The organism is Streptosporangium sp. NPDC002544, assembly GCF_040295965.1.
GTDB lineage: Bacteria > Actinomycetota > Actinomycetes > Streptosporangiales > Streptosporangiaceae > Streptosporangium.
On the sequence record NZ_JBEOWJ010000024.1, the window covers coordinates 132,811 to 159,461 of the forward strand.

The window sequence follows — 26,651 nt, forward strand, 5'->3', positions numbered from 1 at the left end:
GTTCATCCGGCTCAGGCTGCCCGGTAGCGCTCCGGGCTCACCCCGTCCTGCCACGCCGGGCCGGATGAGGGAGTGTTCGGTTCGGTTCATCCGGCTCAGGCTGCCCGGTAGCGCTCCGGGCTCACCCCGTCCTGCCACGCCGGGCCGGATGAGGGAGTGTTCGGTTCGGTTCATCCGGCCCGGGGCGCCCGGCCGCGCTCAGCCGCTCGCGAGCGAACCCACCACCGAGGCGCGGGCCGCGCGCCGGGCGGGCAGGACCGCGGCGAGCACCCCGGCCAGGCCGGACAGCGCCACGAACGACAGGATCTGCGGCACCGGCAGCTGGAAGATGACGTTCTCGGTCATCGTCCGCGCGGCGGCCCAGCCGAACCCGATGCCCAGCACCACGCCGACCAGCGCGCCGATGAGCCCCAGGACCAGCGCCTCGACCGAGAGCATCCGCCGTAGCTGGGGCCTGGTCAGGCCGAGCGCCCGCAGTAGCGCCGACTCGCGGGTGCGCTCGTGGACCGACAACGAGAGCGTGTTGGCGATGCCCAGCAGGGAGATGAGCACCGCCAGGCCGAGCAGCCCCGTGATGATCATCAGCATCATGTCGAGTGCCTCGTCGAACTCGCCCCGTACCTCCGTCGAGCTGGCGACCTTCGCCGTCGGGTACGGCCGCGTCGCCGCCTCGACGGCCAGCAGCGCCCGGTCGGGATCCACGCCGTCGGAGCGGTTGACGATCACCCGGCTGTCGCCCACCTCGCCGAAGTAGCGGTCGAACTCCCGCTCCGGCACCGTCACGCTGGAAAGACCCGACTCCCGGTTGGAGACGCCCACGATCGACAGCTCGACCGCACCCGCCTTCGCCGTCCGCACGGTGACCCGGTCACCGACCCCGACCTTGAGCCGCTCGGCGACGTGGTCGGCGACCAGCGCCGTACCCGGCACGAGCCGGCCGACCGAGCCCGCGTCCAGCTTCGGGACGAAACCCGGAGCCGGGGTGAACGTGCCCACCTCGTATTTCTCGTCCCCGGTCGCGAGCCTGGCGGTGCTTGACCGGAACGCGACGACCGCGGTCAGCTCCGGCCTGGTCCGCAGGTCCTCGGCGATCGCCCGGGGCAGCTCCGAACTGCGATCCTGGCTCTGCACCAGGTAGTCGATCGGGAACTGCTCGTCGAGCTGATGGGCGTAGGTCACCCGGATGGTGCCGGTGAGGACGGAGATGACGGTCATCAGCGTCACGCCCACGGTGAGCGCCACCGTGGTGGTCGCCGACCGCTTCGGGTTACGCCGGGAGTTGTCCACGGCCAGCCTGCCCGGCACCCCGAAGAGCCTGGCCGGAACCCAGCCCGCGAAGGCGGACAGCGGCTTCACGATCACCGGGCCGAGGGTCAGCACCGCCAGGAAGATGAGCGAGCAGCCGGCCATGACCACGACGAGCGCGGTCTCGCCGGGCTTCATGGCCATTCCCGCCGCGGTGATCCCCGCGCCCGAGACCAGGAAGAGCGCCGCGAAGATCATCCGTACCAGGCCGGCCCTGAAGGTCTGCTCCTCGGCCTGCGAGCGCAGCGCCGCGATCGGCGCCACCCGCGTCGCCGACCTGGCGGGCAACAGCGCCGCGCCGACCGTGACGGTCAGGCCGATGACCAGACCCAGGACGATCGTACGAGGCGTCAGGGAGGCCGCGACCGACGGCAGCGGCGCGCCGACCGCGGTGAGCACGGCCAGCGCCCCCGCCCCCATCCCGTAGCCGAGCAGCAGGCCCAGCACCGACGACAGCAGGCCGACCACCGCCGACTCCAGCACGATCGAGCCGAAGACCTGCCCGCGCGTCGCCCCGATACAGCGCAGCAGCGCCATCTCACGGGTCCGCTGGGCCACCAGGATGTTGAAGGTGTTGTAGATGACCAGCGCGGCCACGAACATCGCCACCACGCCGAACAGCAGCAGACCCAGGGTGAGGAACTCGCTGCTGGCACCGTTGGCCTTGGCCAGGTCCGCCGCGTACCGCTCACCGGTCTTGACCTGGTGACCCGCCCCCACGACCGCCGCGACCGAGGCACGCAGCGTCTCCTGGGAGACACCCTCGGCGGCGGCGACGTCGACCTCCCGGAACCCCTGCTGCCCGGTCATCTTCCTGGCCGTGCCGGTGGTGTAGCCGACCGCGCCGCTGTACCCGATCTCCTGGTCCAGGCCGATGTCGAACAGGCCCACCAGGGTGAACTCGTGCCTGACGTTCTCCGAGTCGAGCACCGCGATGGTGTCGCCGACCTTGAAACCACGAGTCCTGGCCGTACCCTCGTCGAGCACCGCCTCCTTCGCGGTCCTCGGCGCCGCGCCGCTGACGATCGAGGTACGGTTCAGCGCGCCCTCGGGCAGGGAGATCCCCACCGTGGGATAGTCACCGGCCGCCTTGCCGTCCTTGCCGATCAGGGCGGACGTGCCCCGCACCAGCCCTTGGGCGTCGGCGACACCTTCCGTGGCGCGGATCCTCTCCAGGGTCGCCTCGGAGACGACCGGTGCCTCACCGCCCTTGTCCGGCAGCGGGAGCACCGCGACGTCGATCCGGTCGGCCGCCGCCGCGAACTTCTGGGTGAAACCCGCCTCGATGGTGTCGGTCAGTACGAACGTCCCCGCGATGAAGCCCACCCCCAGCGCGATCGCCAGCGACGTCAGCATCAGGCGCAGCCGGTGCGCGCGCAACCCGGCCAGCGTCGTCCTCAGCACCTCACGCCTCCAGCTTCATCAGCGTGTCCAGCACCGACTGCGGCGTCGGCCCCACCAGCTCACTGACCAGCAGGCCGTCACGGAGGAAGACCACCCGGTCGGCGTAGGAGGCCGCCACCGGGTCATGGGTGACCATCACGATCGTCTGGTCGAGCTCACGCACCGACGTACGCAGGAACGACAGCACCTCGGCACCGCTCCGCGAGTCCAGGTTGCCGGTGGGCTCGTCGGCGAAGATGACCTGCGGCCCGCTGATCAGGGCGCGGGCGACCGCGACCCGCTGCTGCTGGCCGCCGGACAGCTCGGCGGGCTTGTGCCCCAGCCGGTCGCGCAGCCCCACGGTCGCCACGACCAGGTCGAACAGCTCCGGGTCGGCCAGCCGCCCGGCGATCTCCAGCGGGAGCCGGATGTTCTGCTCGGCGGTCAGCGTCGGCAGCAGGTTGAACGCCTGGAAGACGAAGCCGATCCGCTCGCGGCGGAGCAGGGTGAGCTGCCTGTCGTTGAGACCGGTGAGCTCCACGTCCCCGATGCGCACCTGCCCGCCGCTCACCGTGTCCAGCCCGGCCAGACAGTGCATCAGCGTGGACTTACCCGACCCCGAGGGCCCCATGATCGCGGTGAAGGCGCCGGACGAGAACGAGACGTCCACGCCGCGCAACGCGTGCACGGCGGTGTCCCCCCGGCCGTACACCTTCGTGAGACCCCTGGCCGTCACGGCCGGCTCCGCGCCTTTTCCACGCGCGCCCCACGCGCCGACCTCTCCGGTGATGGTCACGGCAGTTCTCCTCAACAACGTATGGCGTTATGACGCACCAAACGCTATTGGTGGGGAAGGTGGGATCCATCAGGCTTTAGGCCTGACCTGCGGTGCGGTGAAGGGCGCCCAGAGGGGGACATGCGCCACCTTTGTCGTAGTACGACCTCGGCCATTCGGCCGAGACGACCGGGGCCTCACGCGTGCCCGAGCTCACTTCCATCGGGGCCCGCCCACGCCGGAGGTCGTTTCCGTTGACGGTTACTTCCGCGGGTATCTGATCTTGAAGCTGCCCAGGCCGACCTTGCCGGTGACGCGCAGCGTCGGCGCGTCCGGAAGGCCCGGATCGGTGGCCTTGTTGCTGATCGTGCCCATGTTCGTCGCCAGCGTGTCGACCCACACGGTCCACCCGCGCGGCACGATCACCCGGATCTCACCCATCCCGCAGGTCACCTCCAGCAGCACCTCACGGTGCGAGCACACCGCCCCGGTGAAGTCGATCTTCACCCTGCCCGAAGCGCAACTCGCCACGATGTGCGCGGGCACCACCCAGTGACCCGTCCGCTGCGCCAATCCGTGCTTCGTCCGCAGCTCCAGAACCCCGCTGACACCCGGTACGGCAGGCGACGAGTCTCCCGGCAGATCCGAGGTCAGTGCCCTCAGGTCGTCGTACGTCCTGGCGGACTGCGCCTGCTCGATCCGCTCCTCCAGCTCCTCCAGCGTGAGCCGCCCGTCTCCCGCGGCCACGCGTAGCCGCTCAATGACCGCGTCACGGTCGGCATGCGATGCGCGGAGCCGACCGTTGAGATCCGTCATGTGACGATGCTAGTCGGCCGAATGTGGAGTTACGAGCCCGGATTCATAGGCATACACAACGACCTGTGCCCGATCCCGCAGGCCCAGCTTGGCCAGCACCCGGCCCAGATGCGTCTTGACCGTCGCCTCCGCCAACTCCAGCCGACCGGCGATCTCCATGTTCGACAACCCCCTCGCCACCAGCACCAGCACCTCACGCTCCCGCGCCGTCAACCCCGACAGCGCGGCCAGCTCGGCCACCCCCGCCGAGGGAAGATGCACCGCGAACCGATCCAGCAACCGCCGCGTCGTGCTCGGCGCCACCACCGCGTCCCCGCTGTGCACCGAATGGATCGCACTCACCAGATCGGCGGGCGGCACATCCTTCAGCAGGAACCCCGACGCCCCCGCTTTCAACGCCGCGAACGCGTACTCGTCCAGATCGAACGTGGTCAGGATCAGCACCCGAGGCCCCCCGGCCATCGAACAGATCAACCGCGTCGCCTCCACCCCGTCCATGACCGGCATCCGCACATCCATCAGCACCACGTCGACCTCGACCGCCCGCACCGCCTCCACCGCGGCGGCCCCATTGCCCGCCTCCGCGACGACCTCGATACCGGGATGGGCACCGAGCACCATCCGGAACCCGGTACGCAGCAACTCCTGATCGTCGACCAGCATCACCCGAATCACCCGGTCGCTCACCGCTCCACACCCGTCCTGCTCTCCACGGGACACACCCGGCCGTTCTCCACCGAACGCACCCGATCGCCACCACACCCGACCCGGACACCCACTCTCAAGCCGCCCGACCCGTCCCGGCCTCACCGATCGGCAGTCGTGCCACCACCCGGAAACCGCCGCCGGGACCGGGCCTCGCCTCCACACTCCCACCGAACAGCGCGACCCGCTCCCGCATGCCGACCAGGCCGTGCCCGCCCTCACGCTGCGGCGCCGCGGCACCACGACCGTCGTCGGTCACCCGCAACAGCAACTCCCGCACGCCGTACTCCATCTCCACCACGGCCCTGCTCTCCGGACCGCCGTGCTTGAGAGTATTGGTGAGCGCCTCCTGCACGATCCGATAGACGGTCAACTGCTCCCCCTCAGGAAGCTCCAGAGGAACACCGGACACCCGCAGCTCCACCGGCAGCCCGGACCCGCGCACCCGCGCCACCAGATCGTCCAGCTGCGACAGGCCCGGCTGCGGAGCGTACTCCTCCTGCACCCCGTCGGCCCGCAACACCCCCACCATCCGCCGCATCTCCGCCAGCGCCCTGCGCCCCGTGGCCGAGACCGCCCGCATCGCCTGACGCGCCTGCTCCGAATCATGCTCGATCGCATAACCCGCGCCGTCGGCCTGAACGATCATCACGCTCACGTTGTGCGCGACCACATCGTGCAGCTCACGGGCGATCCGAGCCCGCTCCGCCGCCGCCGCCAACCGGGCCTGCTGATCACGCTCCCGCTCGGCCCGCTCGGCCCGCTCCTCCAACCCCTCCAGATAGCGGCGACGGGTGTTCGCGTAGATCCCCGCGATCCAGATCGCGGCCACGAACGCCGAGGCCGATGCAAAGGTGTCCAGGTCGAGTTCCAGCCCCGGGCGCGCGAGTGCCAGCGCCAACCCCAACTCCACCACCAGGCCCGCACCGACCGCCCAGCGCAACGGACGGCGCGACGCCACCCCGTACATGGCGACGAGCACCGAGACATTGAAGAACAAGGGCTGCACACCGAGCAGCCACTGCAGGAAACAGGTCAGCGAGATGATCACGAAGACCGTGACGGGACGCTGCCGCATCCAGAACAGGGGCACGAACAGCAGCAGCCACAGCCCCGCGAACCCCCAGAGCTCGAGCCTCGCCGCCCCCCATGTCTCCAGGTCACCCGTCCCGAGGGGCCAGACATTGAGCACGGAGAGCAGCAGGAACGGGCTCAGCCACAGCGCGTCCGTAATCCCGGGATGGCGCCTGCCCCAGGCGCGTAGTCTGCCGAACACACCACCACGATACGTATACGCAGATCACCGCCCTTCCCCCGGAAGGTGGAGCCCGATGTACGACCCAGGTCGCACATCCGGCGAGACTTACAGGGCCTTTACGGCCCCTGCGGCACCATGGTTTATGGGAGCGCCCTCCGGGGTGTGTAAAGGGAGACAGTTTGTGGTGATCAATCACAACGACGCTGGGTCGCGCGGCATTTAGACCACGCCGCGCGACCTGACGTTTTCCCCCGTTTCCCCTGCCACACCGGATAGAGCCGCCACACCGGATACCGCTCCGCGCCCGCTCGGATGCTTCGGTGATCTCACCCGACGCGCGGATCCACAGGGTTTTTCCCGTCCAGCGGTGGACATCGTGCCGTTCCGGGCGACGCCGGTCCCACGAGCGGTCGACCGGAGCTCACGCGGGTGACTCACCGAAGCCGTCTCCCACGGCGAAGCCACCCGAACGTGCATCCCCGGCCTCACCCGCCACACCGGACGCGGCGGCACGGTCTTCCGCGAGGACGGATTCGCGCATTAATTGAATGGCTCTGCGAATGACCGCAGATCTCGACGCGAATCGTCTTTCGGTCCGGCAATATTCTATGAAGAATGAATCCTGGGCCGATATTGTTATGCTGGTGTCTATCGACTTCATGTCGGCCGATTGGCTTTGAATTGTTTTGTGGGGTCGACGGGATTCGAACCCGCTCTGGACGGTACCTAAAACCGTGGCCTCTGCCGTTGGGCTACGACCCCTGTTCTTGCCTGCGAAATTCTCTGTCTGTGAATGGCAATTGGGGCAGAGAAAGCGCAGGTTTTCTTTTCTGTTGTCCAGCCAGTTGCCATTGATATGGTCAACGTGCAGTGTCAATGCCTGACCTTGCCAGGCGCCCTCGATCCTACAGCCCGCGCAGCGGTATGGCATCCCGATCTCGATCAGGCTGCGCCTGAGCTGCCCGGGGTTCGGGCGAGGGCTGCCCTCCGGCCGCATGGCGAGAACCTGTTCCGGGCGACTGCGTCGTGGTGAGGGCTTCCCTCTGTTGGGGGAGACCCTGCGAAAGTGCGACGTGTCGATTCCGAAGCGCTTCAGCTGGCGGCTGATGTGGGTGTAATTGCCGCCCGCGATGGTGATGCCGAGGCGGCGGAGGACATCGGCGATGCTGAGGGAGTCGGCTGCGGCCTCCGCCAGCATTTCGGGGGTGTATTTGTATTTGACGGGCACGCGTCAAGTCTAGGTAACGGGTATGACAATTCTCGACGCGTGCCCATGTCATGATAAATGGCTAAAAAAGGGATTTAATCGACGCCGAGTTCGCGGCGGAGCCGGGCCACGTGGCCGGTCGCCTTCACGTTGTAGAGAGCTTTCTCGATCTTGCCGTCGGCGTCGATGACAAAGGTGGAGCGGATGACCCCGACCGTCGTCTTGCCGTACATCATCTTCTCCCCGTAGGCGTCGTAGGCCTTGTGGACCTCCAGTGCGGGGTCGGACAGGAGCGGGAAGGTCAGGGCGTCGCGCTCGACGAACTTGGCGAGCTTGGCGGGGGTGTCCTTCGAGACGCCGAGCACGGCGAGGCCGGCCGAGCCGAGCGAGGCCAGGCTGTCGCGGAAGTCGCAGGCCTGTTTGGTGCAGCCCGGGGTCATCGCGGCGGGGTAGAAGTAGAGGATGACGCGCCTGCCGCGGTACTGCTCAAGCGACACGGTGGTGCCGTCGGCGGCCGGAAGCGTGAAGTCCGGGGCGGCGTCGCCCGGCTCGAGTTTCATGATGTCCCTCCGAGGAATGGTTCCCAGGTCAACTTACCGGCCTGTCCGAAGTGCCGTGGGTAGGCCGGACCTGACAGACTGATCGATGTCAAGGAGTAGGGGAGGAGAGCCATGGCGGACACCGATCCCGCGGAGTTGGAGCGGCAGATCGAGCGCACGCGCGCGGAGTTGGCCCAGACGGTGGACGCCATCGCGGACCGGGTGAGCCCCAAGCGGGTCGCGGAGCGTGGCGTGGCGAAGGTCAGGGCGAATGCCGAGCATTTTGTCGCCCAGGTGGGTGATCTGGTGGGCGGTGTGGCGGGGCCGAGGCCGGTCAGGGCCGAGGGCGAGCCTGAGGACCTGTGGGCGGACGATCGGCCTGAGCTGGCGCCGATCCTGATCGGCGTGGGTGCGGTGCTGGCGGTCAGTGCGGTGATCATGTTGTGGCGGCGCCGTCGCCGGTGATCGGCGGCCCCGAATTGAGTAGGGGTTTACTCATGTGCCCTTTTCCTTGCTCGCGGAATATTGCGAGCAGGGAAAAGGGAGGGTAAATCCGTGAAAAGCATCATTCGCGCTGTGGTCGCGGTGGCGGCGACCACCGGTCTCATGCTGACGGTGGCTCCGGCCGCCTTCGCGGCGGCGGCGCCGGCGTCGGCCGCACGTGACTTCGACGACAGCTTCGACCAGGAGTCCAGGAACGGGCTGGCCACGGTCGAGGCCGAATACTCGGTCGAGGGCGACGACGAGGACGAGAACACGTTCGTGCTGCGGGGCGGGCTGTACGACGGTGACCGGCGTTCGCTGGCGCGGGGCGGGCGGTGTGCCTACTTCGAGGTGCAGGCCGCCTCGTCCGATGACGAGGACTGGAATGTCATCAAGCGGGTGAAGCAGTGCGGCTATGACGACACCAAGTACTTCCGCGTCACGGCGCACGACGTCAGCGAGGTGCGGGTGAAGACCTGCCAGATCAGCTACCGGGGTTGGTCCACCTACAAGTGCAGCAGGTGGTACGAGCTCGACCTGGGCTTCTAGAGGTTTCCGCTGAGCCCCGTACGGGGGCCTCTCCGGGCGCGGGCGGCGCGGGCTGCCGGGGCCGGAGGGTGGGGGATGAGACACGAGCGGGCACCCGCCGGTGGGCGAGGTGCCCGCTCCGCGTGCACGGGTGGCGGGTCAGAGGAAGGTGCGGCCCTCGCCCCGGTAGGTGGGGACCTCGTCCACGACCCTGTCCCCGTCGATCAGGTACAGGCCGGCGAAGCGCTCGCAGAGCTCGCCGGCCTTGGCGTGCCTGAACCAGACCCGGTCGCCGGTGCGCAGGTCCTCGGCGGCCTGTCCGACCAGGGGGGTCTGGACCTCGCCGGCTCCCTCGTTGGGGTCGTATCGCAGCCCGCACGGCAGGTAGGGCTGGGGCAGGCGGTCGGCGCCGGGGGCGCCGGAGGCCGGGTAGCCGCCGCCGAGGACCGTGACGACGCCGGGTGCGGGGCGGCGTACGACGGGCAGGGCGAAGAGGGCGGCGGGGTGGCCGCCGAAGCCCCGGTAGAAGTCGAACAGGCGGGGGTGGAAGAAGCCGGAGCCGGCGGCGATCTCGGTGATGGCTCTTTCCCTGGCGGTCTTCTCGATGCTGCCGGTGCCGCCGCCGTTGACGAACTCCAGGTCGGTGATCTGGCGGACGGCCTGGACGATCCGGCCCCTGCGGGTGATCAGCTCGCGCTGGGACCGGGTCTGCATCAGGCGGATGGCCCGGGTGAGGGCGGGCTTGCCGGGAGGGTCGTCGCCGACCCCGGCGATCTGCGCCTCGTACGCCATCACGCCCACGAGGCGGAATCCGGGGCGTTTGGCGATCTGGGTGGCCAGGTCGGCGGCCTGGTCGCTCTCGCGGATGGGGGAGCGGCGGACGCCCGCCCGGAACCGGCCGCCGAAGGCGAGGTAGCCCGCGTCGATGTCGAGGCAGACCCGGATCTCCTGGCGGTCGTGGACGCCGGCGACGGCGGAGTCGACGAGGTCGAGGTGGTCGATCCGGTCCACCATGATGGTGATTTCCCGTGCGGCGAGCGGTTCGGCGGCCAGTTCGGCGAGCGCGGCGCGGTCCACCGTGGGGTAGGCGACGAGCACGTTCCGCATTCCGGTGGAGACCAGCCAGAGGGCTTCGGGGAGGGTGAAGGCCATGATCCCGGTGAAGCCGTCCATGGCGAGGATCCGTTCGAGCACGGCCCGGGACCTGATGGACTTGCTCGCGACCCTGATCGGCTTGCCGTGAGCCCGGTGGAGCATTCCCTCGGCGTTGGCGCGCAGGGCGGGCAGGTCGAGGACGGCGAAGGGGGGATCCAGGTGTGCGGTGGCCCGGTTGTAGCGCTGGAGGTCGTCCATGTTCGCAGGATAACCCGGCTCGAAAGAATATGAGTACTGTTCATGTTGCTGGAGAGGTGCTCAATGCTCCCGCCAGGAGGGGCCCAAGATCGCGCAAGAGGGCGGTTGATCCCGGCCTCGACCCCGCCGGAACGCGTACACCTGACCGAATGACGACTACTCTCCAGGACGTCCTGGCGGGCTCGGGGAGCACCGGGAGCGCGGGAGGCAGGGCGGCCGAGCAGTTTCAGGACGTCCGCCGCAGGTCGGTGCGGCTGCTCCGGCCGGGGAGGACCCCGGCGGGCGTGCCGGCGGCGCTGGTGGCGTCCGTCGTGCTGTCGGTCTCGGCCTCGGTGACCGTGGGCCTGCTGATGGAGTCGCCCGTCGCGCGAATGCCCTACCGGCGGCTCGTCAACGGGGCCGGCTCGTGGAGCTGGTCGGACCCCGTCGTGTTCGCCATGGCGGTGCTCGCCATGGCGGCGGGCCTGCTGATGCTCGGGCTCGCGGCCCTGCCGGGACGACCCAGGCTGGTGCCGCTGGAGTCGGGAGACCCGCACATGGTGATCGGGATCACCAGGTCCGGGCTCTGCCGCACGCTGGGGGAGGCGGCGGCGTCGGTGGAGGAGGTGAGCGGGGCACGGGTCCGGCTCGCGTCGCGGATCGTCGAGGTCACCGTGTTCACCGAGGCCGAGCGGACCGGGCCGGTGCTGCGCGGGGTGGGCGCGGCGGTGGGCGACCGGATGGCGGGCCTGGGCGCGATGTGCGCGGGCGACGTCGTGGTGCGGCTGCGCAGGCGGAGGGTCAGATGAGACCGTATCTCGGCAACCGGATCGGCCTGGCCGTCACCGGCGCGGTACTGGTCTGCGCCGGTCTCTACGCCTTCCTGCGGGGACGTGGCGACCTGCCCGGTCAGCCGCCCGGGGCCAGGCTCGTGCGCGGGGGGTTCCCCGGCTGGCTGGCCGCGCATCCGTGGCTGGGCTGGCTGGTCGCGCTGCTGCTGGTGGTGCTCGCGCTGCTGGCGGTGCGGTGGCTGCTACACGCCCTGGGCTGGGGACGGTGGGGCAGGCGGACCGGAACGGGGACCGCCATGCTCGCTGTTGCCCTTAAAGAAGTCGAAGGGCTCGTCCGGATTCGGGTCAGGTACGTAAGGCACGAGCGGTTGCGAATCAGTGTGGGCTGCGCGCCGGGGACCGATGTCGGCAGGCTCGTGGCGCGGCTGAACAAGGACGCGGTGGGGAAGGTCAGACGGGCTCTCGGGGAGGTAGAACTCGGCGCGATGGTTCGTCTGCACGTCCGCCGCCGCTGACCTGTCGTACGCCGGCTCCGCGACGGGGCTCGCGTACACCGGCCGCTCGACGGTCCTGGCGTAGTCCGGTTCGGAGTCCGGTTCGAAGTCCGGTTCCTCCTTCGCCGGTTCCTCGGGGGCGCTCTCCTGGTGCCGGACGCCGAAGGCCAGTCCGGCGGCCAGGCAGACCAGCGGGAGCGCGGGCACCACGTAGCGGTGGTCGAAGGCCGCGATGAAGGGCGGCAGGATCAGCAGCATGGTCCCCGCGGCCCAGGGCAGCAGCACCGCGCCGCCGAGCCGCCGCAGCCGCATCAGCACGCCGACCAGGCCGACCAGGCAGATCACCGCGAGGAACGGGCCGCGCACGAAGCCGTACTCCTGGTAGCCGCGCAACCAGCCCGCGTACGGCTCGGCCATCGTCGGCGCTCCCGAGGCGCCCTGGTAGGCCACGGTCAGCTGCTCGGCGGTCTTCCCCTGCGAGGCGGCCCCGGTGGGGAAGGGGCGCAGCGTGTCGGGGAAGACGTAGGCGCTCTGCGGTCCGGGGGTCGGGTAGACGCGCCGGGTCCAGTCGAAGATGTGGACCGCGTCGTCGAGGCCCGCCCGCAGGAAGTCCAGCGGCTGGGCCTTGATGGCCTGGGTGGCGAAGGCGCCGGCGAGCGCGTCGCGCTCGGCCCAGCTGCCCTTGACCTTGTTCAGCGGTGAGGCGCCGTCCCAGATGTAGACCGGCGGCGCCGCGCGCTGTCCCACCGGTTCGACGGGGCACAGGGCCGCCTCGGGGCCGGTCGGCTGGATCCTGGCGCAGTCGGCGAAGGTCATCGTCCGCGCCCACAGGAAGGTGCTGCCCCGGGTCAGCGCGTAGCTGCCGTGCTCGGATTCGAACCAGGCGGCGTACGAGCCCAGGCCGATGGCGGCGGTCAGGGTCGCGGAGACGACCGCCCGCCACCCGGCCCGGCGGATCACCAGGCAGACCAGCGCCACGGCGATCAGCGGCAGCCCGATGGTCCGGGTGACCGTCGCGGCGGCCAGCAGCAGGCCGGCCAGCGCCGCGACCCAGGCGGCCGGGCGTTGCCGCCACAGCAGCAGGGTGACCGCCAGCACCGCCAGGAACTGGAAGAGCAGGTCCGCCATGACGAGGTGTTCGAGCTGGATCTGGTGGGCGTCCAGCAGCACCGGCAGCGCGGCGAGCGTCGCGCCCCATCCCGGCAGGCGGCCCAGCCTGCGCAGCAGCAGGTAGACGCAGAGCGCCACGGCCAGCCCGAGCAGGTGCTGGACGACGACCACGGCCTGGACGCTGGCCAGCGGCTTGAGGATCCACAGGAACAGCGAGTAGCCCGCGGGACGGGACTCCAGGGGGCGAGGGTCGAGCCCGGCGTTCAGGTAGACGAAGGAGTCGGCCCAGAACCACAGGGCGGGCCGGTAGCCGAGCACGGCCAGGGCGCGCAGGCAGCCGCCGGCCAGCAGGGCGGCGATGAAGAGCCAGTGTGCCCCGAAGAAACGGAGCACCCGCGAGGCACGGTTCGCCGGGTGCGTTCCCGTTACCACCACGACCTCCCGAGTCCCGCGGACATGGCCACCCAGCATAGGCGCGGGACGGGAGGGGACTATACGTGATGCGAAATTTGGTGGCGATCGAGTTCTATGCGGCGTTCCTCATCTGAAGCGCGGATCCGGGGAGGCGTTCAGCACTCGATGACGTTCACCGCGAGCCCGCCGCGGCTGGTCTCCTTGTACTTGTCGAGCATGTCGCGGCCGGTGTCGCGCATCGTCTTGATGGCCTTGTCCAGCGAGACGAAGTGGCGGCCGTCGCCGCGCAGCGCGATCCTGGCCGCGGCGATGGCCTTGATCGAGGCGACGGCGTTGCGCTCGATGCACGGGATCTGCACCAGGCCGCCGATCGGGTCGCAGGTCAGCCCCAGGTTGTGCTCGATGCCGATCTCGGCGGCGTTCTCGACCTGCTCGGGGGTGCCGCCCATCACCTCGGTGAGCCCGGCGGCGGCCATCGAGCAGGCGGAGCCGACCTCACCCTGGCAGCCCACCTCGGCCCCGGAGATGGAGGCGTTCTCCTTGAACAGCACGCCGATCGCCCCCGCGGTCAGCAGGAAGCGGATCACCCCCTCGTCATCGGATTCGCGGACGAAGCGGTCGTAGTAGGTGAGCACGGCGGGGATGATGCCCGCGGCGCCGTTGGTGGGCGCGGTGACGATCCGGCCGCCGGCGGCGTTCTCCTCGTTGACCGCGAGGGCGAACAGCGAGACCCAGTCCATCGTCTGCAGCGAGTCCTTCTCTCCCGGCTCGCTCCGCAGCTGCCGGTGGAGCTGGTGGGCGCGGCGGCGGACCTTCAGGCCGCCGGGCAGCACGCCCTCCTTGCCGATGCCCCGTCGCACGCACTCGCTCATGACCTGCCACAGGACGAGCAGCTGGGCGCGGATCTCGGCCTCGGTGCGGCCGAACGCCCGCTCGTTCTCCAGCATCAGCCCGGAGATCGACAGCCCGGTCTCCGCGCACTGGGCGAGCAGCTCCGCGGCCGTGGTGAAGGGGTGCGGCAGGACCGTGTCGTCGGGTTTGATCCGGTCGGCGCCGGTGGCGTTCTCATCGACGACGAAGCCGCCGCCCACCGAGTAGTAGACCTTCTCGCGCAGCGTCTCGCCGGACTCCGACAGGGCGGTGAAGCGCATGCCGTTGGGGTGGTGGGGGAGCGAGATCTTGCGTTCGAAGACGAGGTCCTCGCCGATGACGAAGGGGATCTCGTGGGAGCCGTACAGGCGGACGGTGCCCGAGGCGCGCATGGCGGCCAGCCGCTCGTCGACCGTGTCGACGTCGACCAGCTCGGGTTTCTCGCCCGACAGGCCGAGCAGCACCGCCTTGTCGCTGCCGTGGCCCTTGCCGGTCAGCCCGAGCGAGCCGTACAGGATGGCGCTCACCCGCGCGGTCTTCTCCAGCAGCCCGTCCCGGTGCAGGCCCCGGGCGAACTTGTGGGCGGCGGCCATCGGGCCGCCGGTGTGCGAGCTGGACGGGCCGATTCCGATCTTGAAGAGATCGAAGACACTGATCGTCATCTGAATCCTTCCAGCGTGGACGGTCACGCGCGCCCGGGGACGCGCGTGACCGCGACGCGAGGCGTCGAACTTATGACTCACCCGAGGTGAGCGCGGTGTACTCCTCCGGCGACAGCAGGTCGTCGGCGGAGCCCTCAAGACGTACCCGGAACAGCCAGCCGTCGCCGTAGGAGTCGCTGTTGACCAGCGAGGGGTCGTCCACGACCGCCTGGTTGACCTCCACGACCTCGCCGGTGACCGGTGCGAAGATGTCACTCACCGACTTGGTCGACTCGACCTCGCCGACGGCGTCACCGGTGGCGATCGACGCGCCGACCTCGGGTACCTGCACGTAGACCACGTCGCCCAGCGCCTCGGCGGCGTAGGCGGTGATGCCCACGGTGAGGGTCAGGCCGTCGTCGACGCCGCTGATCCACTCGTGTTCCTTGGTGTAGTGCAGGTCCTCGGGAATGCTGCTCATTTTTTCCTCCTGTAGAAAGGCAGTTCGACGACCTCGACCGGCTCGCGGCTGCCCCGGATGTCGACGGCCAGCCCTGACGACAGGCCGCTGTCCACGTAGGCCATGGCGATGGGCCTGCCCAGTGTCTGGGAGGGCGCCCCGCTGGTGACCTCCCCGGCGACCGTGCCGTCATCGGCGACCACCACCGGATACCCGTGCCGGGGCACCCTGCGGCCGCTCGCGACCAGGCCGACCAGACGACGGGCCGGCGGGACGTCCCTGAGCGGTTCGAGGGCGGCCCGGCCGACGAAGTCGCCCGGCTTGTCAAACCTCACCACACGGCCGAGCCCGGCGTCGAACGGAGTGAGGTCCGCGGAGAGTTCGTTGCCGTAGAGCGGCATGCCCGCCTCCAGGCGGAGGGTGTCGCGCGCGGACAGGCCGGCGGGGACCAGCCCGTGCGGCGCGCCCGCCTCGGTGAGGGCGGTCCAGAGGGGTTCCGCCGCCGAGGCCGCGACGAACAGCTCGAAGCCGTCCTCGCCGGTGTATCCGGTGCGGGCGACGAGGACCTCGTGTCCGGCCACCACGGCGGGCAGGCCCGCGTAGTACCCGAGCCCGTCCAGGTCGGCGTCGGTGAGAGTGCTCAGGATCTCCACCGAGCGCGGCCCCTGGACGGCGACCAGCGCGTACTCCTCGGAGCGGTCCCGCACCGCGGCGTCGAAGTCCTTGGCGCGCTCGGTCAGCTCGGCGGCCACCCGGGGGTAGTTGGAGGCGTTGGCGACGACCATGAACTCTTCGGGGGCCAGCCGGTAGACGATCAGGTCGTCCAGCACGCCGCCCCCGGCGTCGACGATCATCGTGTAGCGGGCGCGGCCGGGCGCCAGCGCGGAGAGGTGGCCGACCAGCGCGTAGTCGAGTGCCTCGGCGGCCTGCGGGCCGGTCACGAAGATCTCACCCATGTGGGAGAGGTCGAACAGGCCGGCCGCCTGGCGGACCGCGTTGTGCTCGGCGGACTCGCTGCCGTAGCGGAGCGGCATCAGCCAGCCCGCGAAGTCGGTCAGCGTCGCGCCGAGGGACTCGTGCACGCCGCGCAGCGGCGTAGGTCGGGACATGTTCGCACCTCAGACAAGGGACAGATGAGATCATCCTCCCCCTCTGTCATTGGTGCCTGAGAGTTTCATCCGGGTTTTACCGGACTTTCACCTTCGGCGAGGTCGTGGGACCTGCTTTCCAGAGGCACCTACCCGCACGGTCCTTTGCCTTGAGAGGTTCGCGGGGAGGGCTTGCTCCTTCAGGGGTCCTGGCCTGGATGTCAGGACACTCTCCCGCGCGGGGTTCATCGGTGTCGCAGGCCAGCCTAACCGCCCGCACCGGCCGAGCGAAATCCCCTCGCGCCTGCCGGCCGGGATCAGGCCCCCTCGCCCAGTGCCCGGAGATCATCGTCCTCGGGCCTTACGGTGTGCACGTCCGCGCAGGCGGTGGCCATCGCCGCCAGGCGCTCCTCGGCGCCGTCGACGATCTGCAGGTCGGCTCTGGTGTGCGCGATGGCCGCGTCGATGAGCAGGGACACCAGAGGGTCGTCCTGTTCGCGGCGCAGGCGTGTCAGCGCCGCCAGGTCCGAGAGGTAGGCCTGGCGCTGAGCGGACACGAACGAGCCGAGCGCGTCCGTGCCCAGCCGGGTGGCCGCGAGCAGCTTGAGGAACAGTTCGTCCCGGAACCCCGACGAGCGGACCCAGGGAGCGCCCGCCCACTCCCGCAGCTCACCGGCGCCGCTCTCGGTCAGCCGGTACAGCGTCTTGTCCGGGCGGTCGCTCTGGGTCACGTGGCTGCGGGTCACGTGGCCGTCCCTGACCAGCCGGTCCAGGATCTGGTACAGGTGCCCGATGTTGAGGCCGCCCCACTGGGGGCCGACCGCCGCCTCGAACCGGGCCTTGAGTTCGTAGCCGTGGCTGGGCCCGTCGGCCAGCAGGGTGAGCACGGCATGGCTAAGTGGCATGATTCCTACATTGTCACAAGATAGGAACTTCACGGACCCTCGTACATTGTGACAATGTATCGGTCATGAGCGTTGAAGTCAGCCTGCGAGGCGTCAGCCGCGTCCACGGCTCCACCAGGGCACTCGACGAGGTCGGCCTGGAGGTCGAGGCAGGTCAGGCGGTCGCGTTCACCGGGCCCTCGGGAGCGGGCAAGTCCACGCTCCTCCATCTTGTCGGTGCGATGGATCTCCCCGACGGGGGCGAGATCCACGTCGGAGGGAAGCGCGTCGACGATCTCGGGCGCCGGGGTCTCGACCGGCACCGGCGCGCGGTGGGCTTCGTCTTCCAGCGCTTCCACCTGCTCCCGGCGCTGAGCCTGCTGGACAACGTGCTCGCCCCCGTGCTGCCGCGCAGGGTGGGCTTCGACCGTCGGGCCCGCGCCAGGGAACTGCTGGCCGCGGTCGGGCTGGCCGACCGGGAACGGGCGCTGCCCGGCGAGCTCTCCGGCGGGCAGCAGCAGCGGGTGGCGATCGCCCGGGCGCTGATCGCCCATCCGCCTCTGCTCCTGGCGGACGAGCCCACCGGCAACCTCGACAGCGTCACCGGCCAGGAGATCGTGGACCTGCTGTTCTCCCTGCGGGAGGAGTACGGCATGACCATGCTGGTCGCCACCCACAACCCCGAGGTGGCGGCGGCGTGCGATCGGGTGGTTCGGATGCGTGACGGCCGGATCACCGGCGACGACCGGGTGACGCCCGCCCAGGACGTGCTCGGCCGGATCGGGCGGCTCGGATGACCCGCCTGGTCTGGGCCCAGCTTCGCCACCGGCTCGTCCGGGCACTGGTGCTCCTGCTCGGCATCGTGGTCGCGGCCACCGGGTTCACCGTGCTGACCGGCACCGCCGAGACCCAGCGTCTGGAGATCATTGGCACCGTCGGGGAGAACTTCCGGGCGCAGTACGACATCCTGGTCCGCCCGGAGAACTCGGCCACCGCCATCGAGCGGTCGCAGGGGCTGGTCCGCGCCAACTACCTGTCGGGCATCTTCGGGGGGATCACCTTCGACCAGTACGAGCGGATCAAGCGGGTCAACGGCGTCGAGGTCGCCGCCCCGATCGGCATGATCGGTCATGTCGTGCACACGGCAGGTGTCAGGGTCGACGTGACGGACCTGCTGCACGAGGGCGACCGCACGATGCTGCGCGTGGAGCGCACCCGGGTCACCGACCGGGGCCTCACCCGGATCCCGTTCCTGCAGCCCCAATACGAGTACGTCACCCGCCGCCCCGTCACGCTCGACTTCACAGAGGTCGCGGACGGGGGCGAGTTCGTCGAGGCGGCCGAGGAGGAACTGCCCGGCGGCCGGCGGGTCCGGTTGGCGACCTCGCTCGGCTGGTCGCAGGACCCGGCGAGGACCAGCCCGTTCCCCTCCGAGCGGATGCTCCCCGACCGCGGCTACTGGTCCACGCGGACCGGTCTGGGCGACGGTGGCGGATACTTCTGGAACGGATTGAAGCCCGGCCAGGCGGGCGTGCCGCTCTACCAGGAGTTCCCGTTCGTGCTCGCGGCCGTCGACCCGGATGCCGAGGCCCGACTGGCCGGGTTGGCGGGGGCGATGGTCGAGGGACGTTACCTCACGGCGAAGGCGGCCAGGGACGATCCCAACGAGATCCCGCTGATCGCGGCCTCGGTGCCCTACGCGGACCAGCGGGACGAGGTCGTGATCCGGCGGCTGCCCGCCGAGGCGGCCGAGAAGGTCACCGAGGGTGTGCCGGCCAAGAGGCTTCTGCCCTATCTCGCCGCGAACCGGGGCGAGGAGGTCAGGCGTCTCACCCTCGACGCCGGACAGGTCTACGAGTCGATGCTCGACCGGTGGTCGGACCTGTCGGACGGGCACTACGTGCCGTTGACGAGGTACTGGGCATCCGGGCCCGTCGAGTACCGGCAGCGGGGAGCGCGTGAGCTCGCCGCGCTCCCGGTGCGGAACGGGTCCGGTGTCTGGAAGGATCCGTGGTTCTCGGGGGTGGCGGGCGTGGCCAAGGACTTCCCGGGTGCGACGGTCGGGGCATCCGACACCCAGTTCCGCACGCTGAACCGCAGGGCGATCTCCAGACGCTACACCGGGGACCTCAAGTCCCGCGTCGTCGGACGGTTCGACCCGGCCAGGCTGCCCGGTTTCAGCGAGCTGACCCGGCTCCCCATGGAGACCTACAACCCACCGGTCGCCACGCCGGGCGACGGCCGGACCGCCGCGCTCCTCGGCGGCCGGGCTCTGCTGCCCAACGACAACGTCGCCGGATACCTCCAGACGCCGCCCCTGCTCCTCACCAGCCTGCAGTGGCTGGAGGAGATCGCGGAGAGGACCGAGGGGCGGCCCGCGGCGCGGGCGCCGCTGAGCGTCATACGGGTGCGGGTCGACGGTGTCACCGGGCCCGACCCGGTCAGCCGGGAGCGGATCAGTCAGGTGGCCAGGGACATCGTGGCGGCCACCGGACTGAAGGTGGACATCACGGTCGGCTCGTCGCCGTCGCCGATGACGGTGGACCTGCCCGCCGGGTCCTTCGGGCGTCCCGCGCTGACCCTCCGGGAGGACTGGGTGAACAAGAACGTCGCCTACCGGATCCTGAACGCCGCCGACCGCAAGTCGCTCGTGCTGTTCGTACTGGTCCTGGCCGTCTGCGGGTTGTTCGTGCTCAACGGTGCGGCGGCGACCGTGCGGGCCAGGAGGTCCGAGCTCGGCGTGCTGGCCTGCCTGGGCTGGTCGCGGCCGAAACTGTTCGGGACCGTGCTCTGTGAGGTCGGCGCCATCGGCCTGCTGGCGGGCCTGCTGTCCGTCGCGCTGGCCTGGCCTGTCGCCCTGTGGTCGGGGGTCGCGCCGCCGGGGCAGCGGGCGTGGCTGGCGGTCCCGGCGGCGGTGATGCTGGCGCTGTCGGCGGGCCTGCTCCCTGCCTGGCAGGCCTCGCGGGTGCCGCCCGCGGAGGCGGTGCGGCCAGCCGTGCGGCTGCCGCGCAGGGCGCGCTCGCCGCGCGGGGTGGCCGGGCTCGCGGTGAGCGGGTTGACCAGGTCCCCCGGGCGGACCCTGCTGGGCGCGGCGACGCTCGCGGCCGCGGTCTTCGGGCTGACGGTGCTGCTCGGCGTCACCTACGGCTTCCGCGGCCGGGTGGTGGGCTCGCTGCTCGGCGACGCCATAGTGGTGCAGGCCCGCTCGGCCGACTACGCGGCTGTCGCGGTGATGTTCGGGCTGGCGGTGCTGGCCGTGGCCGATGTGCTCTACCTGGGGGTACGGGAGCGCGACACCGAACTGGCCGCGCTGCGCGCCTCGGGTTGGTCGGAGGGCTCGCTGGCCCGGCTGATCGTCCTGGAGGGGGCCGGTATCGGCCTGCTCGGCGCCCTCGCCGGGGTCCTGGGCGGGGTGACGGCCGCGTTCGCGCTGGCGGGCGACCTGCCGAGTGCGGTGGTCGTGGGAGCGGCGGTCGCAGCGGTGGTGGCCGTCACGCTCGCGGCCCTGGCCTCCGCTGTTCCCGCCCTGCTGGTGCAGCGGCTCCCGCTGGCCCTGATCCTCACGCGGGAATGAGCCCGGCTCCGGTGCTCCGCCCCACGGTGAGCGGGCCGCTCAGGAGCGGGCGTGCCGGACCAGCGCCTCGAACAGGGCCGGCTCGTCGTCGGTCTCGGGATGCCACTGGACGGCGAGGGCGAACGGATGATCCTCCACCTCCACGGCCTCCACCGTGCCGTCCTCGGCGTGGGCGGTCACGGTCAGGCCCTCGGCGAGCAGGTCAACGGCCTGGTGGTGGTAGTGGGCCACCTCCACGGTCTCGGTCCCGAAGACCTTCGAGGTCAGGCTGCCGGGAGCGAGCCGCACCGGCATCCTGCCGTAGCTGCCGGGGGCCGGGGCGTGCCCCTGGTGGCCCACCACGTCGGGCAGGTGCTGGTGGAGGCCGCCGCCGAGGGCGACGTTCAGGATCTGCATGCCCCTGCAGATGCCGAGGAAGGGCAGGTCCCGCTCCAGCGTCGCCCGGACCAGTCCCAGTTCGGCGTCGTCGCGGAACGGCCGGACGTAGCCGGTCCGCTCGTGCGGCTCCTGCCCGTACCGCTCCGGGCCGACGTCCCCGCCGCCGGCCAGGATCAGCCCGTCCAGGCGCTGCACGAGCGTCGCGGGGTCGCCCGCGGGCGGCAGGATCACCGGCTGCCCGCCCGCGCGGGCCACGTGGTCGACGTAGTCGTACGGCAGCAGCGCGGTGGTCGTCTCCCAGACGGTGAACCTCGCGGGCTCGACGTAGCAGGTGATGCCGATGACGGGACGGGACATGATCTCTTTCTCACGCGGACGCCGGGGACATGGGACATCCGCCCACGTCCTCGCACGTTATCGGGGCCAGGGTATGGCCTGGGCAAATCCCGCCACCGCCGGTCGCGAAGGTGGCGGGGAGCGGTCAGAGCGGCGTGACGTAGGCGCCCGAGATGCCGCCGTCCACCAGGAACTCCGCGCCGGTGACGAAGCTCGCGTCGTCCGAGGCGAGGAACGCCACCGCGGCGGCGATCTCGGTCGCCTCGGCGAAGCGGCCGATCGGGATGTGCACCAGGCGGCGCTGTGCCCGCTCGGGGTCCTTGGCGAACAGCTCCTGCAGCAGCGGGGTGTTGACCGGGCCGGGGCAGAGCGCGTTGACCCGGATGCCCTCGCGGGCGAACTGCACGCCCAGCTCGCGCGACATCGCCAGCACCCCGCCCTTGGAGGCGGTGTAGGAGATCTGGCTGGTCGCCGAGCCCATCACGGCCACGAACGACGCGGTGTTGATGATCGATCCCTTGCCCTGCCGCCGCATGTACGGGATGGCGTGCTTGCAGCACAGGTAGACGGAGGTGAGGTTGACCTCCTGGACCCGGCGCCAGGCGTCGATGCCGGTCTCCAGGATCGAGTCGTCCTCCGGCGGTGAGATGCCCGCGTTGTTGAACGCGATGTCCACGCTGCCGTAGCTGTCGAACGCGGTCTGGAACATCCGGACGACGTCGTCCTCGCTGGTCACGTCGGCCTTCACGAACAGGCCGCCGACCTCGGCCGCGGCCGCCGCGCCGGTCGTCTCGTCCAGGTCCACGCACACGACGCGGGCGCCCTCCTCGGCGAACCGGCGCGCGGTGGCCAGGCCGATCCCGCTACCGGCGCCGGTGATGACGGCCACCCGGTCCTGCAAACGCAGCATCGCTTCTACTCCTCGGAAATGAAGACGTTCTTGGTCTCGGTGAACGCGGACAGGGCGTCCGGTCCCAGCTCGCGGCCGAGGCCCGACTGCTTGAAACCGCCGAACGGGGTCCAGTAGCGGACGCTCGAATGCGAGTTGACGCTCAGGTTGCCCGCCTCGACGGCCCTGGCCACCCGGAGCGCCCGGCCGACGTCACGGGTCCAGATGGACCCGCTCAGGCCGTACGGGGTGTCGTTGGCGATCCGCACGGCGTCCGCCTCGTCGTCGAACGGCAGCACCGACACCACCGGTCCGAAGATCTCCTCGGTGAACGCCCGGTCGTCGGCCGAGGTCGGGGTCAGGACCGTCGCCGGGAACCAGAACCCCGGCCCCGACGGGCACGTGCCCCGCAGGTGGGGCGGCTCGGTGACGTAGGAGGCCACCCGCTCCCGGTGTTCGGCGCTGATCAGCGGGCCCATCTCGGTGCTCTCGTCGCGGGGGTCGCCGACCCTGACCTTCAGCACGGCCTCGCCGAACCGGGCCAGGAACTCGTCGTGCACCGAGCGCTCGACCAGGATCCGGGAGCGCGCGCAGCAGTCCTGGCCCGCGTTGTCGAAGACCGCGTACGGCGCGGTCGCCGCCGCCCGTTCCAGGTCGGCGTCGGCGAAGACCACGTTGGCGCTCTTGCCGCCCAGCTCCAGGGTGAGCCGCTTGACCTGCCCGGCGCAGACGGCGGCGATCTCCTTGCCCACCTCGGTGGAGCCGGTGAACACGATCTTCGCCACGTCCGGGTGCTCGACCAGCCGGGCGCCCGCGACCTCTCCGGCGCCGGGCAGGACCTGGAACACCCCCTCGGGCAGCCCGGCGGCCAGGGCCAGCTCGGCCAGGCGCAGGGCGGTCAGCGGGGTCCACTCGGCGGGCTTGACGATCACGGTGTTGCCCGCGGCCAGCGCCGGGGCCGTCCCCCAGGTCATGATGACCATCGGGAAGTTCCACGGCACGATCACGCCGACGACGCCCAGCGGTTCCTTGAAGGTGACGTCCAGGCCGCCGGGCACCGGGATCTGCAGGCCGTGGTCACGCTCGGGCGCCCCGGCGTAGAAGTCGAGCACGTCGGCGACGTTGCCCGCCTCCCAGCGGGCGTTGCCGATCGTGTGCCCGGCGCCCGCGACCTCCAGCAGGGCCAGTTCCTCGGCGTGCTCGCGCACCAGCGAGGCGAACCGGCGCAGCAGCCGGGCCCGGTCGGAGGGGCCGACGCTCCGCCAGGTGGCGAAGGCCCTTCTCGCGCGCTCCACCGCCCTGTCGACCTCGGCGGCGTCCGCCATCTCGACCTCGGCGAGCACCTCTTCTGTCGCCGGATTTATGATCTTCACCGTCACATCCGTTCGAATCCTCGGAACAGCTCCCAGTCGGTCACCGCCGCGTCGAAGGCGGCCAGCTCGGTCCGGGCGTTGTTCGCGTAGTGCGCCACGACGTCCTCGCCGAAGACGGAGGCCGCGAACGCGGAGCCCTCCCAGAGCTCCAGCGCGTCCCGCAGGGTGTGCGGGACGGTCTCCGCGCCCGAGGTGTAGGCGTTCCCCGTGATCGCCTCCTCAAGCGGCAGTTCGTTCTCGATGCCGTGCAGCCCGGCCGCGACCAGTGCCGAGACCGCCAGGTAGGGGTTGACGTCGCCGCCGGGCACCCGGTTCTCGATCCGCAGCGAAGGGCCGTGGCCGACCAGGCGCAACGCGCACGTCCTGTTGTCCACGCCCCATTTGACGGCGGTGGGGGCGAAGCTGCCCGGCACGTACCGCTTGTAGGAGTTGACGTTCGGCGCGTACAGCAGGGTCAGCTCGCGCATGAGGGCGAGCTGACCGGCGATGAAGTGCTGTCCCGTCGCGGACAGTCCGTGCGCCTCGGAACCCGCCATGACCGGCTCTCCGGCGGTGTCCCTGAGCGAGATGTGGATGTGGCAGGAGTTGCCCTCGCGCTGGTTCGGCTTGGCCATGAAGGTGATCGACATGCCCTCCTGGGCGGCGATCTCCTTGGCGCCGTTCTTGTAGACGGCGTGGTCGTCGCAGCTGGACAGGGCCTCGCCGAAGCGGAAGGCGATCTCGTGCTGGCCGAGGTTGCACTCGCCCTTGGCCGACTCGACGTACATGCCCGCGCCCTCCATGCCGAGCCTGATCCTGCGCAGCAGCGGCTCGACCCTGGCGGTGCCGAGGAGGGAGTAGTCGACGTTGTAGAGGTTGGCGGGCGTCAGATCACGGTAACCGCCGCGCCAGGCGTCCTCGTAGCTGTCGTTGAAGATCACGAACTCCAGCTCGGTCCCGACGAACGCCCCCCAGCCCCGCTCGGCCAGCCGGGCGAGTTGCCGGCGCAGGATCTGCCGCGGCGAGGCGGCCACGTCGGAGCCGTCCTCCCAGAGCAGGTCGGCCATCACCAGGGCCGTCCCCTCCTGCCACGGCACCCGGCGCAGGGTGGACACGTCGGGTTTCATGACGAAGTCGCCGTATCCCCGCTCCCAGGAGGACATCGCGTAGCCGTCGACCGTGTTCATGTCGACGTCGACCGCGAGCAGGTAGTTGCATCCCTCGGAGGCGTGCCCCAGCACCTCCTGCAGGAAGTAACGTGCCGACAGGCGTTTCCCCTGCAGGCGGCCCTGCATGTCGACGATCGCCAGCAGCACGGTGTCGATCCGTCCTGCCCGCACCTCGTCGTGAAGTTCGCGGACGTCCACACGCCCTCCTCGCCGGAGTCTTATTGGGCTAGTGTCAGACCATTGACGTGTAGCGGGGGGAGCATTGTCAAGGGTCGGAGGAGATCAATTGGACGAGGTGTCGCGACTGGCGACCGTGCTGCGGCCGGTGCGCGCGGGTAACGCGTTCGAGGAGACCGTGGAGCGCCTGCTCCAGGTCATCAAGCTGGGGCTGGTAGCCGAGAAGCTGCCGCCCGAGCGGGAACTCGCCGCCCAGCTCGGGATCAGCAGGGTCACCCTGCGCGAGGCCATCCGCGCCCTGGCGGAGGCGGGCTACCTCACCGTGCGCCGTGGCAGGTACGGCGGCGCCTTTCTCACCTACATCCCACCGCGTCCGCGCCGTGACGACCTGCGCAGGGCGGTCGTCGACATGGGCACCGACGACCTGGGCGACGCGCTCACCTTCAGGATGGCCGTGGAGTGCGGTGCCGCCCAGGTGCTCGCCACCACCGCGCTCACCGAGGAGCGGCGCGACGCCCTGCGGGAGCGGCTGCGTGAGGTCAACTCGGCGGGGCCCGACGACTACCGCCGTCTCGACACGGCCTTCCACCTGGCCATCGCCGAGCTGACCGGCTCCCCGCTGCTCGCCGCGGCCTGCGCCGACGCCCGGCTGCGGGTCACCGACCTGCTCAACGCCATCCCGGTGCTCCGGCGCAACATCGAGCACGCCGCGATCCAGCACGAGGCGATCGTGACGGCGATCCTGGCCGGCGACCCCGAGGGCGCGCGCCGCGCCGTGGCCGAGCACCTTGAGGGCACCGCCGCGCTGCTACGGGGCTTCCTCGCATAGCCTGATGAAACAGTGGGGGATTTGCTCCGAGATCGAATCATGGAAACAGGACGGCTGCCGCTGTTCTGTTTCTTTGTCGCGCTGATCGTCGCCTTCGTGTTCACCAGGATCAACGTCCGGCTCATCCGGGCCAAGATCGGCTGGTTCCGTAACGTCAACGTCGGTGAGATGCACATTCACCACGTGGTGTTCGGCGTGGTGCTGACCCTGCTCGGCGGGGTGTCCGGCCTCGTCGTCTCCGGGGTCTCCGAGGGCTGGTACGCGGTGACGGCGGCGATCTTCGGCATCGGCGCCGCCCTCGTCCTCGACGAGTTCGCGCTGATCCTGCACCTGCGCGACGTCTACTGGGAGGAGGAGGGCCGAGCCTCCGTGGACGCGGTGTTCATCGCCGTCGCGATCACCGGCCTGCTCCTGCTCGGCCTGCGCCCCCTCGGCTGGGAGAACTCCGACGGCACCCCCAGGGGCACCTGGCTGACCGCCGGTCTCATCGTGACCAACCTCGGGCTCGCCGTGGTCACGCTGCTCAAGGGCAAGATCTGGACGGGCCTGGTCGGGCTGTTCGTGCCGATCCTCCTGGTGCCGGGGGCCGTGCGGCTGGCCCGCCCGGGATCGCCCTGGGCACACTGGTTCTTCGCCCCGGGCGCCCGGCACCCGCGGCTCCGCAAGATGGCCAGGGCCGAGCGCCGCGAGGAGCGCTGGCGCCGCCCGGTGATCCGCGGCAAGATCGCCTTCCAGGAGTTCGTCTCCGGCCGTCATGACCTCCCCTCCACCCGCCGCCGCTCCCGCCGCTGAACCGCCGATGCCCTCGCCGTCGCCGTCGCCGTCGCCGTCGCCGGGTGGACCGGGAGCCGAGGTCGGCCCGCG

At 70.5% G+C, this 26,651-nt stretch carries 23 protein-coding genes, 1 tRNA gene, 1 pseudogene and 2 riboswitches; of the genes and pseudogenes, 7 read left to right on the top strand and 18 right to left on the bottom strand.

Annotated elements, in window-relative coordinates; all coding sequences use genetic code 11:
- Positions 1-198 precede the first annotated feature (198 nt).
- From ABT061_RS31545 to bcp, 8 genes and pseudogenes are all read right to left on the bottom strand, one after another.
- Positions 199-2,709, bottom strand: coding sequence for an ABC transporter permease (locus tag ABT061_RS31545; protein WP_350924819.1), 2,511 nt, complete (start codon positions 2,707-2,709; stop codon positions 199-201).
- 1 nt (position 2,710) lies between these two features.
- The gene (locus ABT061_RS31550; RefSeq protein ID WP_350924822.1) at positions 2,711-3,484 is read right to left on the bottom strand and encodes an ABC transporter ATP-binding protein; all 774 of its coding nucleotides are present in this window, start codon (positions 3,482-3,484) and stop codon (positions 2,711-2,713) included.
- 240 nt (positions 3,485-3,724) lie between these two features.
- A complete protein-coding gene (locus ABT061_RS31555) occupies positions 3,725-4,279 on the bottom strand; it encodes a DUF1707 SHOCT-like domain-containing protein (RefSeq protein ID WP_350924824.1) in 555 nt (184 codons plus the stop codon).
- 9 nt (positions 4,280-4,288) lie between these two features.
- Positions 4,289-4,954 carry a response regulator gene (locus ABT061_RS31560; protein WP_350924897.1) on the bottom strand — a complete coding sequence of 222 codons (666 nt, stop codon included), beginning with the start codon at positions 4,952-4,954 and terminating at the stop codon, positions 4,289-4,291.
- Positions 4,955-5,060: 106 nt separating this feature from the next.
- The gene (locus tag ABT061_RS31565) at positions 5,061-6,260 is read right to left on the bottom strand and encodes a sensor histidine kinase (RefSeq protein ID WP_350924826.1); all 1,200 of its coding nucleotides are present in this window, start codon (positions 6,258-6,260) and stop codon (positions 5,061-5,063) included.
- Positions 6,261-6,931: 671 nt separating this feature from the next.
- Positions 6,932-7,004 (bottom strand) — tRNA-Leu (locus ABT061_RS31570).
- Between the two features lie 28 nt (positions 7,005-7,032).
- Positions 7,033-7,440, bottom strand: a pseudogene (locus tag ABT061_RS31575) (HNH endonuclease signature motif containing protein); the annotation flags it as partial.
- 104 nt (positions 7,441-7,544) lie between these two features.
- A complete protein-coding gene (bcp, locus tag ABT061_RS31580; protein WP_350924828.1) occupies positions 7,545-8,009 on the bottom strand; it encodes a thioredoxin-dependent thiol peroxidase in 465 nt (154 codons plus the stop codon).
- 111 nt (positions 8,010-8,120) lie between these two features.
- On the opposite strand from bcp, the gene ABT061_RS31585 reads away from it, so the two are divergent.
- Together ABT061_RS31585 and ABT061_RS31590 are read left to right on the top strand one after the other, a co-directional pair.
- On the top strand, positions 8,121-8,453 hold the full coding sequence (locus ABT061_RS31585; RefSeq protein WP_350924830.1) for a DUF3618 domain-containing protein: 333 nt from the start codon (positions 8,121-8,123) through the stop codon (positions 8,451-8,453).
- A 90-nt stretch (positions 8,454-8,543) separates the two neighbouring features.
- Positions 8,544-9,020: a hypothetical protein gene (locus tag ABT061_RS31590; RefSeq protein WP_350924832.1), complete on the top strand. Its 477-nt coding sequence runs from the start codon at positions 8,544-8,546 to the stop codon at positions 9,018-9,020.
- A 138-nt stretch (positions 9,021-9,158) separates the two neighbouring features.
- Here ABT061_RS31590 and ABT061_RS31595 read toward each other — a convergent pair whose 3' ends face one another.
- The gene (locus ABT061_RS31595; protein ID WP_350924834.1) at positions 9,159-10,352 is read right to left on the bottom strand and encodes an amino acid deaminase/aldolase; all 1,194 of its coding nucleotides are present in this window, start codon (positions 10,350-10,352) and stop codon (positions 9,159-9,161) included.
- A gap of 149 nt (positions 10,353-10,501) precedes the next feature.
- Here ABT061_RS31595 and ABT061_RS31600 point away from each other — a divergent pair, with 149 nt between their 5' ends.
- The gene (locus ABT061_RS31600; RefSeq protein WP_350924836.1) at positions 10,502-11,140 is read left to right on the top strand and encodes a DUF6286 domain-containing protein; all 639 of its coding nucleotides are present in this window, start codon (positions 10,502-10,504) and stop codon (positions 11,138-11,140) included.
- 224 nt (positions 11,141-11,364) lie between these two features.
- Here ABT061_RS31600 and ABT061_RS31605 read toward each other — a convergent pair whose 3' ends face one another.
- The 5 genes from ABT061_RS31605 to ABT061_RS31625 all read right to left on the bottom strand — a co-directional run bounded on the left by ABT061_RS31605 (position 11,365) and on the right by ABT061_RS31625 (position 17,104).
- Entirely contained in the window at positions 11,365-13,158 is a 1,794-nt protein-coding gene (locus ABT061_RS31605; protein ID WP_350924839.1) for a hypothetical protein, read from the bottom strand.
- 137 nt (positions 13,159-13,295) lie between these two features.
- Positions 13,296-14,672, bottom strand: coding sequence for an L-serine ammonia-lyase (locus ABT061_RS31610; protein WP_350924841.1), 1,377 nt, complete (start codon positions 14,670-14,672; stop codon positions 13,296-13,298).
- A gap of 70 nt (positions 14,673-14,742) precedes the next feature.
- Entirely contained in the window at positions 14,743-15,132 is a 390-nt protein-coding gene (gene gcvH, locus ABT061_RS31615; RefSeq protein WP_350924843.1) for a glycine cleavage system protein GcvH, read from the bottom strand.
- Positions 15,129-16,220 carry a glycine cleavage system aminomethyltransferase GcvT gene (gene gcvT / locus ABT061_RS31620; RefSeq protein ID WP_350924845.1) on the bottom strand — a complete coding sequence of 364 codons (1,092 nt, stop codon included), beginning with the start codon at positions 16,218-16,220 and terminating at the stop codon, positions 15,129-15,131. The genes gcvH and gcvT overlap by 4 nt, the downstream gene beginning before the upstream one ends.
- Positions 16,221-16,260: 40 nt before the next feature.
- Positions 16,261-16,345, bottom strand: a riboswitch (glycine riboswitch).
- A gap of 2 nt (positions 16,346-16,347) precedes the next feature.
- A riboswitch (glycine riboswitch) is annotated at positions 16,348-16,446 on the bottom strand.
- 70 nt (positions 16,447-16,516) lie between these two features.
- On the bottom strand, positions 16,517-17,104 hold the full coding sequence (locus tag ABT061_RS31625) for a helix-turn-helix transcriptional regulator (protein WP_350924847.1): 588 nt from the start codon (positions 17,102-17,104) through the stop codon (positions 16,517-16,519).
- 65 nt (positions 17,105-17,169) lie between these two features.
- Between ABT061_RS31625 and ABT061_RS31630 the strand changes: the two genes are divergently transcribed.
- Together ABT061_RS31630 and ABT061_RS31635 are read left to right on the top strand one after the other, a co-directional pair.
- Positions 17,170-17,880 carry an ABC transporter ATP-binding protein gene (locus tag ABT061_RS31630; RefSeq protein WP_350924849.1) on the top strand — a complete coding sequence of 237 codons (711 nt, stop codon included), beginning with the start codon at positions 17,170-17,172 and terminating at the stop codon, positions 17,878-17,880.
- Positions 17,877-20,657: an FtsX-like permease family protein gene (locus ABT061_RS31635; protein ID WP_350924851.1), complete on the top strand. Its 2,781-nt coding sequence runs from the start codon at positions 17,877-17,879 to the stop codon at positions 20,655-20,657. The genes ABT061_RS31630 and ABT061_RS31635 overlap by 4 nt, the downstream gene beginning before the upstream one ends.
- A gap of 39 nt (positions 20,658-20,696) precedes the next feature.
- On the opposite strand, the gene ABT061_RS31640 is transcribed toward ABT061_RS31635, so the two are convergent.
- The 4 genes from ABT061_RS31640 to ABT061_RS31655 all read right to left on the bottom strand — a co-directional run bounded on the left by ABT061_RS31640 (position 20,697) and on the right by ABT061_RS31655 (position 25,003).
- Positions 20,697-21,392 (bottom strand): gamma-glutamyl-gamma-aminobutyrate hydrolase family protein, encoded by a 696-nt coding sequence (locus ABT061_RS31640; RefSeq protein WP_350924853.1) that lies wholly within the window; start codon positions 21,390-21,392, stop codon positions 20,697-20,699.
- Between the two features lie 124 nt (positions 21,393-21,516).
- Positions 21,517-22,281, bottom strand: coding sequence for a 3-oxoacyl-ACP reductase (locus tag ABT061_RS31645; RefSeq protein ID WP_350924856.1), 765 nt, complete (start codon positions 22,279-22,281; stop codon positions 21,517-21,519).
- Positions 22,282-22,286: 5 nt separating this feature from the next.
- Positions 22,287-23,633 carry an aldehyde dehydrogenase family protein gene (locus ABT061_RS31650; protein ID WP_350924858.1) on the bottom strand — a complete coding sequence of 449 codons (1,347 nt, stop codon included), beginning with the start codon at positions 23,631-23,633 and terminating at the stop codon, positions 22,287-22,289.
- 2 nt (positions 23,634-23,635) lie between these two features.
- Positions 23,636-25,003 (bottom strand): glutamine synthetase family protein, encoded by a 1,368-nt coding sequence (locus ABT061_RS31655; protein WP_502991518.1) that lies wholly within the window; start codon positions 25,001-25,003, stop codon positions 23,636-23,638.
- A 64-nt stretch (positions 25,004-25,067) separates the two neighbouring features.
- Between ABT061_RS31655 and ABT061_RS31660 the strand changes: the two genes are divergently transcribed.
- Together ABT061_RS31660 and ABT061_RS31665 are read left to right on the top strand one after the other, a co-directional pair.
- Positions 25,068-25,787, top strand: a complete 720-nt coding sequence (locus ABT061_RS31660) for a FadR/GntR family transcriptional regulator (protein ID WP_350924862.1) — start codon at positions 25,068-25,070, stop codon at positions 25,785-25,787.
- Positions 25,788-25,826: 39 nt separating this feature from the next.
- Positions 25,827-26,579, top strand: a complete 753-nt coding sequence (locus ABT061_RS31665) for a hypothetical protein (RefSeq protein ID WP_350924864.1) — start codon at positions 25,827-25,829, stop codon at positions 26,577-26,579.
- The last annotated feature ends 72 nt before the right edge of the window (positions 26,580-26,651 follow it).

Bases quoted from the DNA above. Each gene is read 5' to 3' on its own strand.
- ABT061_RS31555 (WP_350924824.1), bottom strand. From the start codon at position 4,279: ATGACGGATCTCAACGGTCGGCTCCGCGCATCGCATGCCGACCGTGAC.
- bcp (WP_350924828.1), bottom strand. From the start codon at position 8,009: ATGAAACTCGAGCCGGGCGACGCCGCCCCGGACTTCACGCTTCCGGCC.
- ABT061_RS31585 (WP_350924830.1), top strand. From the start codon at position 8,121: ATGGCGGACACCGATCCCGCGGAGTTGGAGCGGCAGATCGAGCGCACG.
- ABT061_RS31595 (WP_350924834.1), bottom strand. From the start codon at position 10,352: ATGGACGACCTCCAGCGCTACAACCGGGCCACCGCACACCTGGATCCC.
- ABT061_RS31600 (WP_350924836.1), top strand. From the start codon at position 10,502: ATGACGACTACTCTCCAGGACGTCCTGGCGGGCTCGGGGAGCACCGGG.
- ABT061_RS31610 (WP_350924841.1), bottom strand. From the start codon at position 14,672: ATGACGATCAGTGTCTTCGATCTCTTCAAGATCGGAATCGGCCCGTCC.
- gcvH (WP_350924843.1), bottom strand. From the start codon at position 15,132: ATGAGCAGCATTCCCGAGGACCTGCACTACACCAAGGAACACGAGTGG.
- gcvT (WP_350924845.1), bottom strand. From the start codon at position 16,220: ATGTCCCGACCTACGCCGCTGCGCGGCGTGCACGAGTCCCTCGGCGCG.
- ABT061_RS31625 (WP_350924847.1), bottom strand. From the start codon at position 17,104: ATGCCACTTAGCCATGCCGTGCTCACCCTGCTGGCCGACGGGCCCAGC.
- ABT061_RS31630 (WP_350924849.1), top strand. From the start codon at position 17,170: ATGAGCGTTGAAGTCAGCCTGCGAGGCGTCAGCCGCGTCCACGGCTCC.
- ABT061_RS31635 (WP_350924851.1), top strand. From the start codon at position 17,877: ATGACCCGCCTGGTCTGGGCCCAGCTTCGCCACCGGCTCGTCCGGGCA.
- ABT061_RS31640 (WP_350924853.1), bottom strand. From the start codon at position 21,392: ATGTCCCGTCCCGTCATCGGCATCACCTGCTACGTCGAGCCCGCGAGG.
- ABT061_RS31645 (WP_350924856.1), bottom strand. From the start codon at position 22,281: ATGCTGCGTTTGCAGGACCGGGTGGCCGTCATCACCGGCGCCGGTAGC.
- ABT061_RS31665 (WP_350924864.1), top strand. From the start codon at position 25,827: ATGGAAACAGGACGGCTGCCGCTGTTCTGTTTCTTTGTCGCGCTGATC.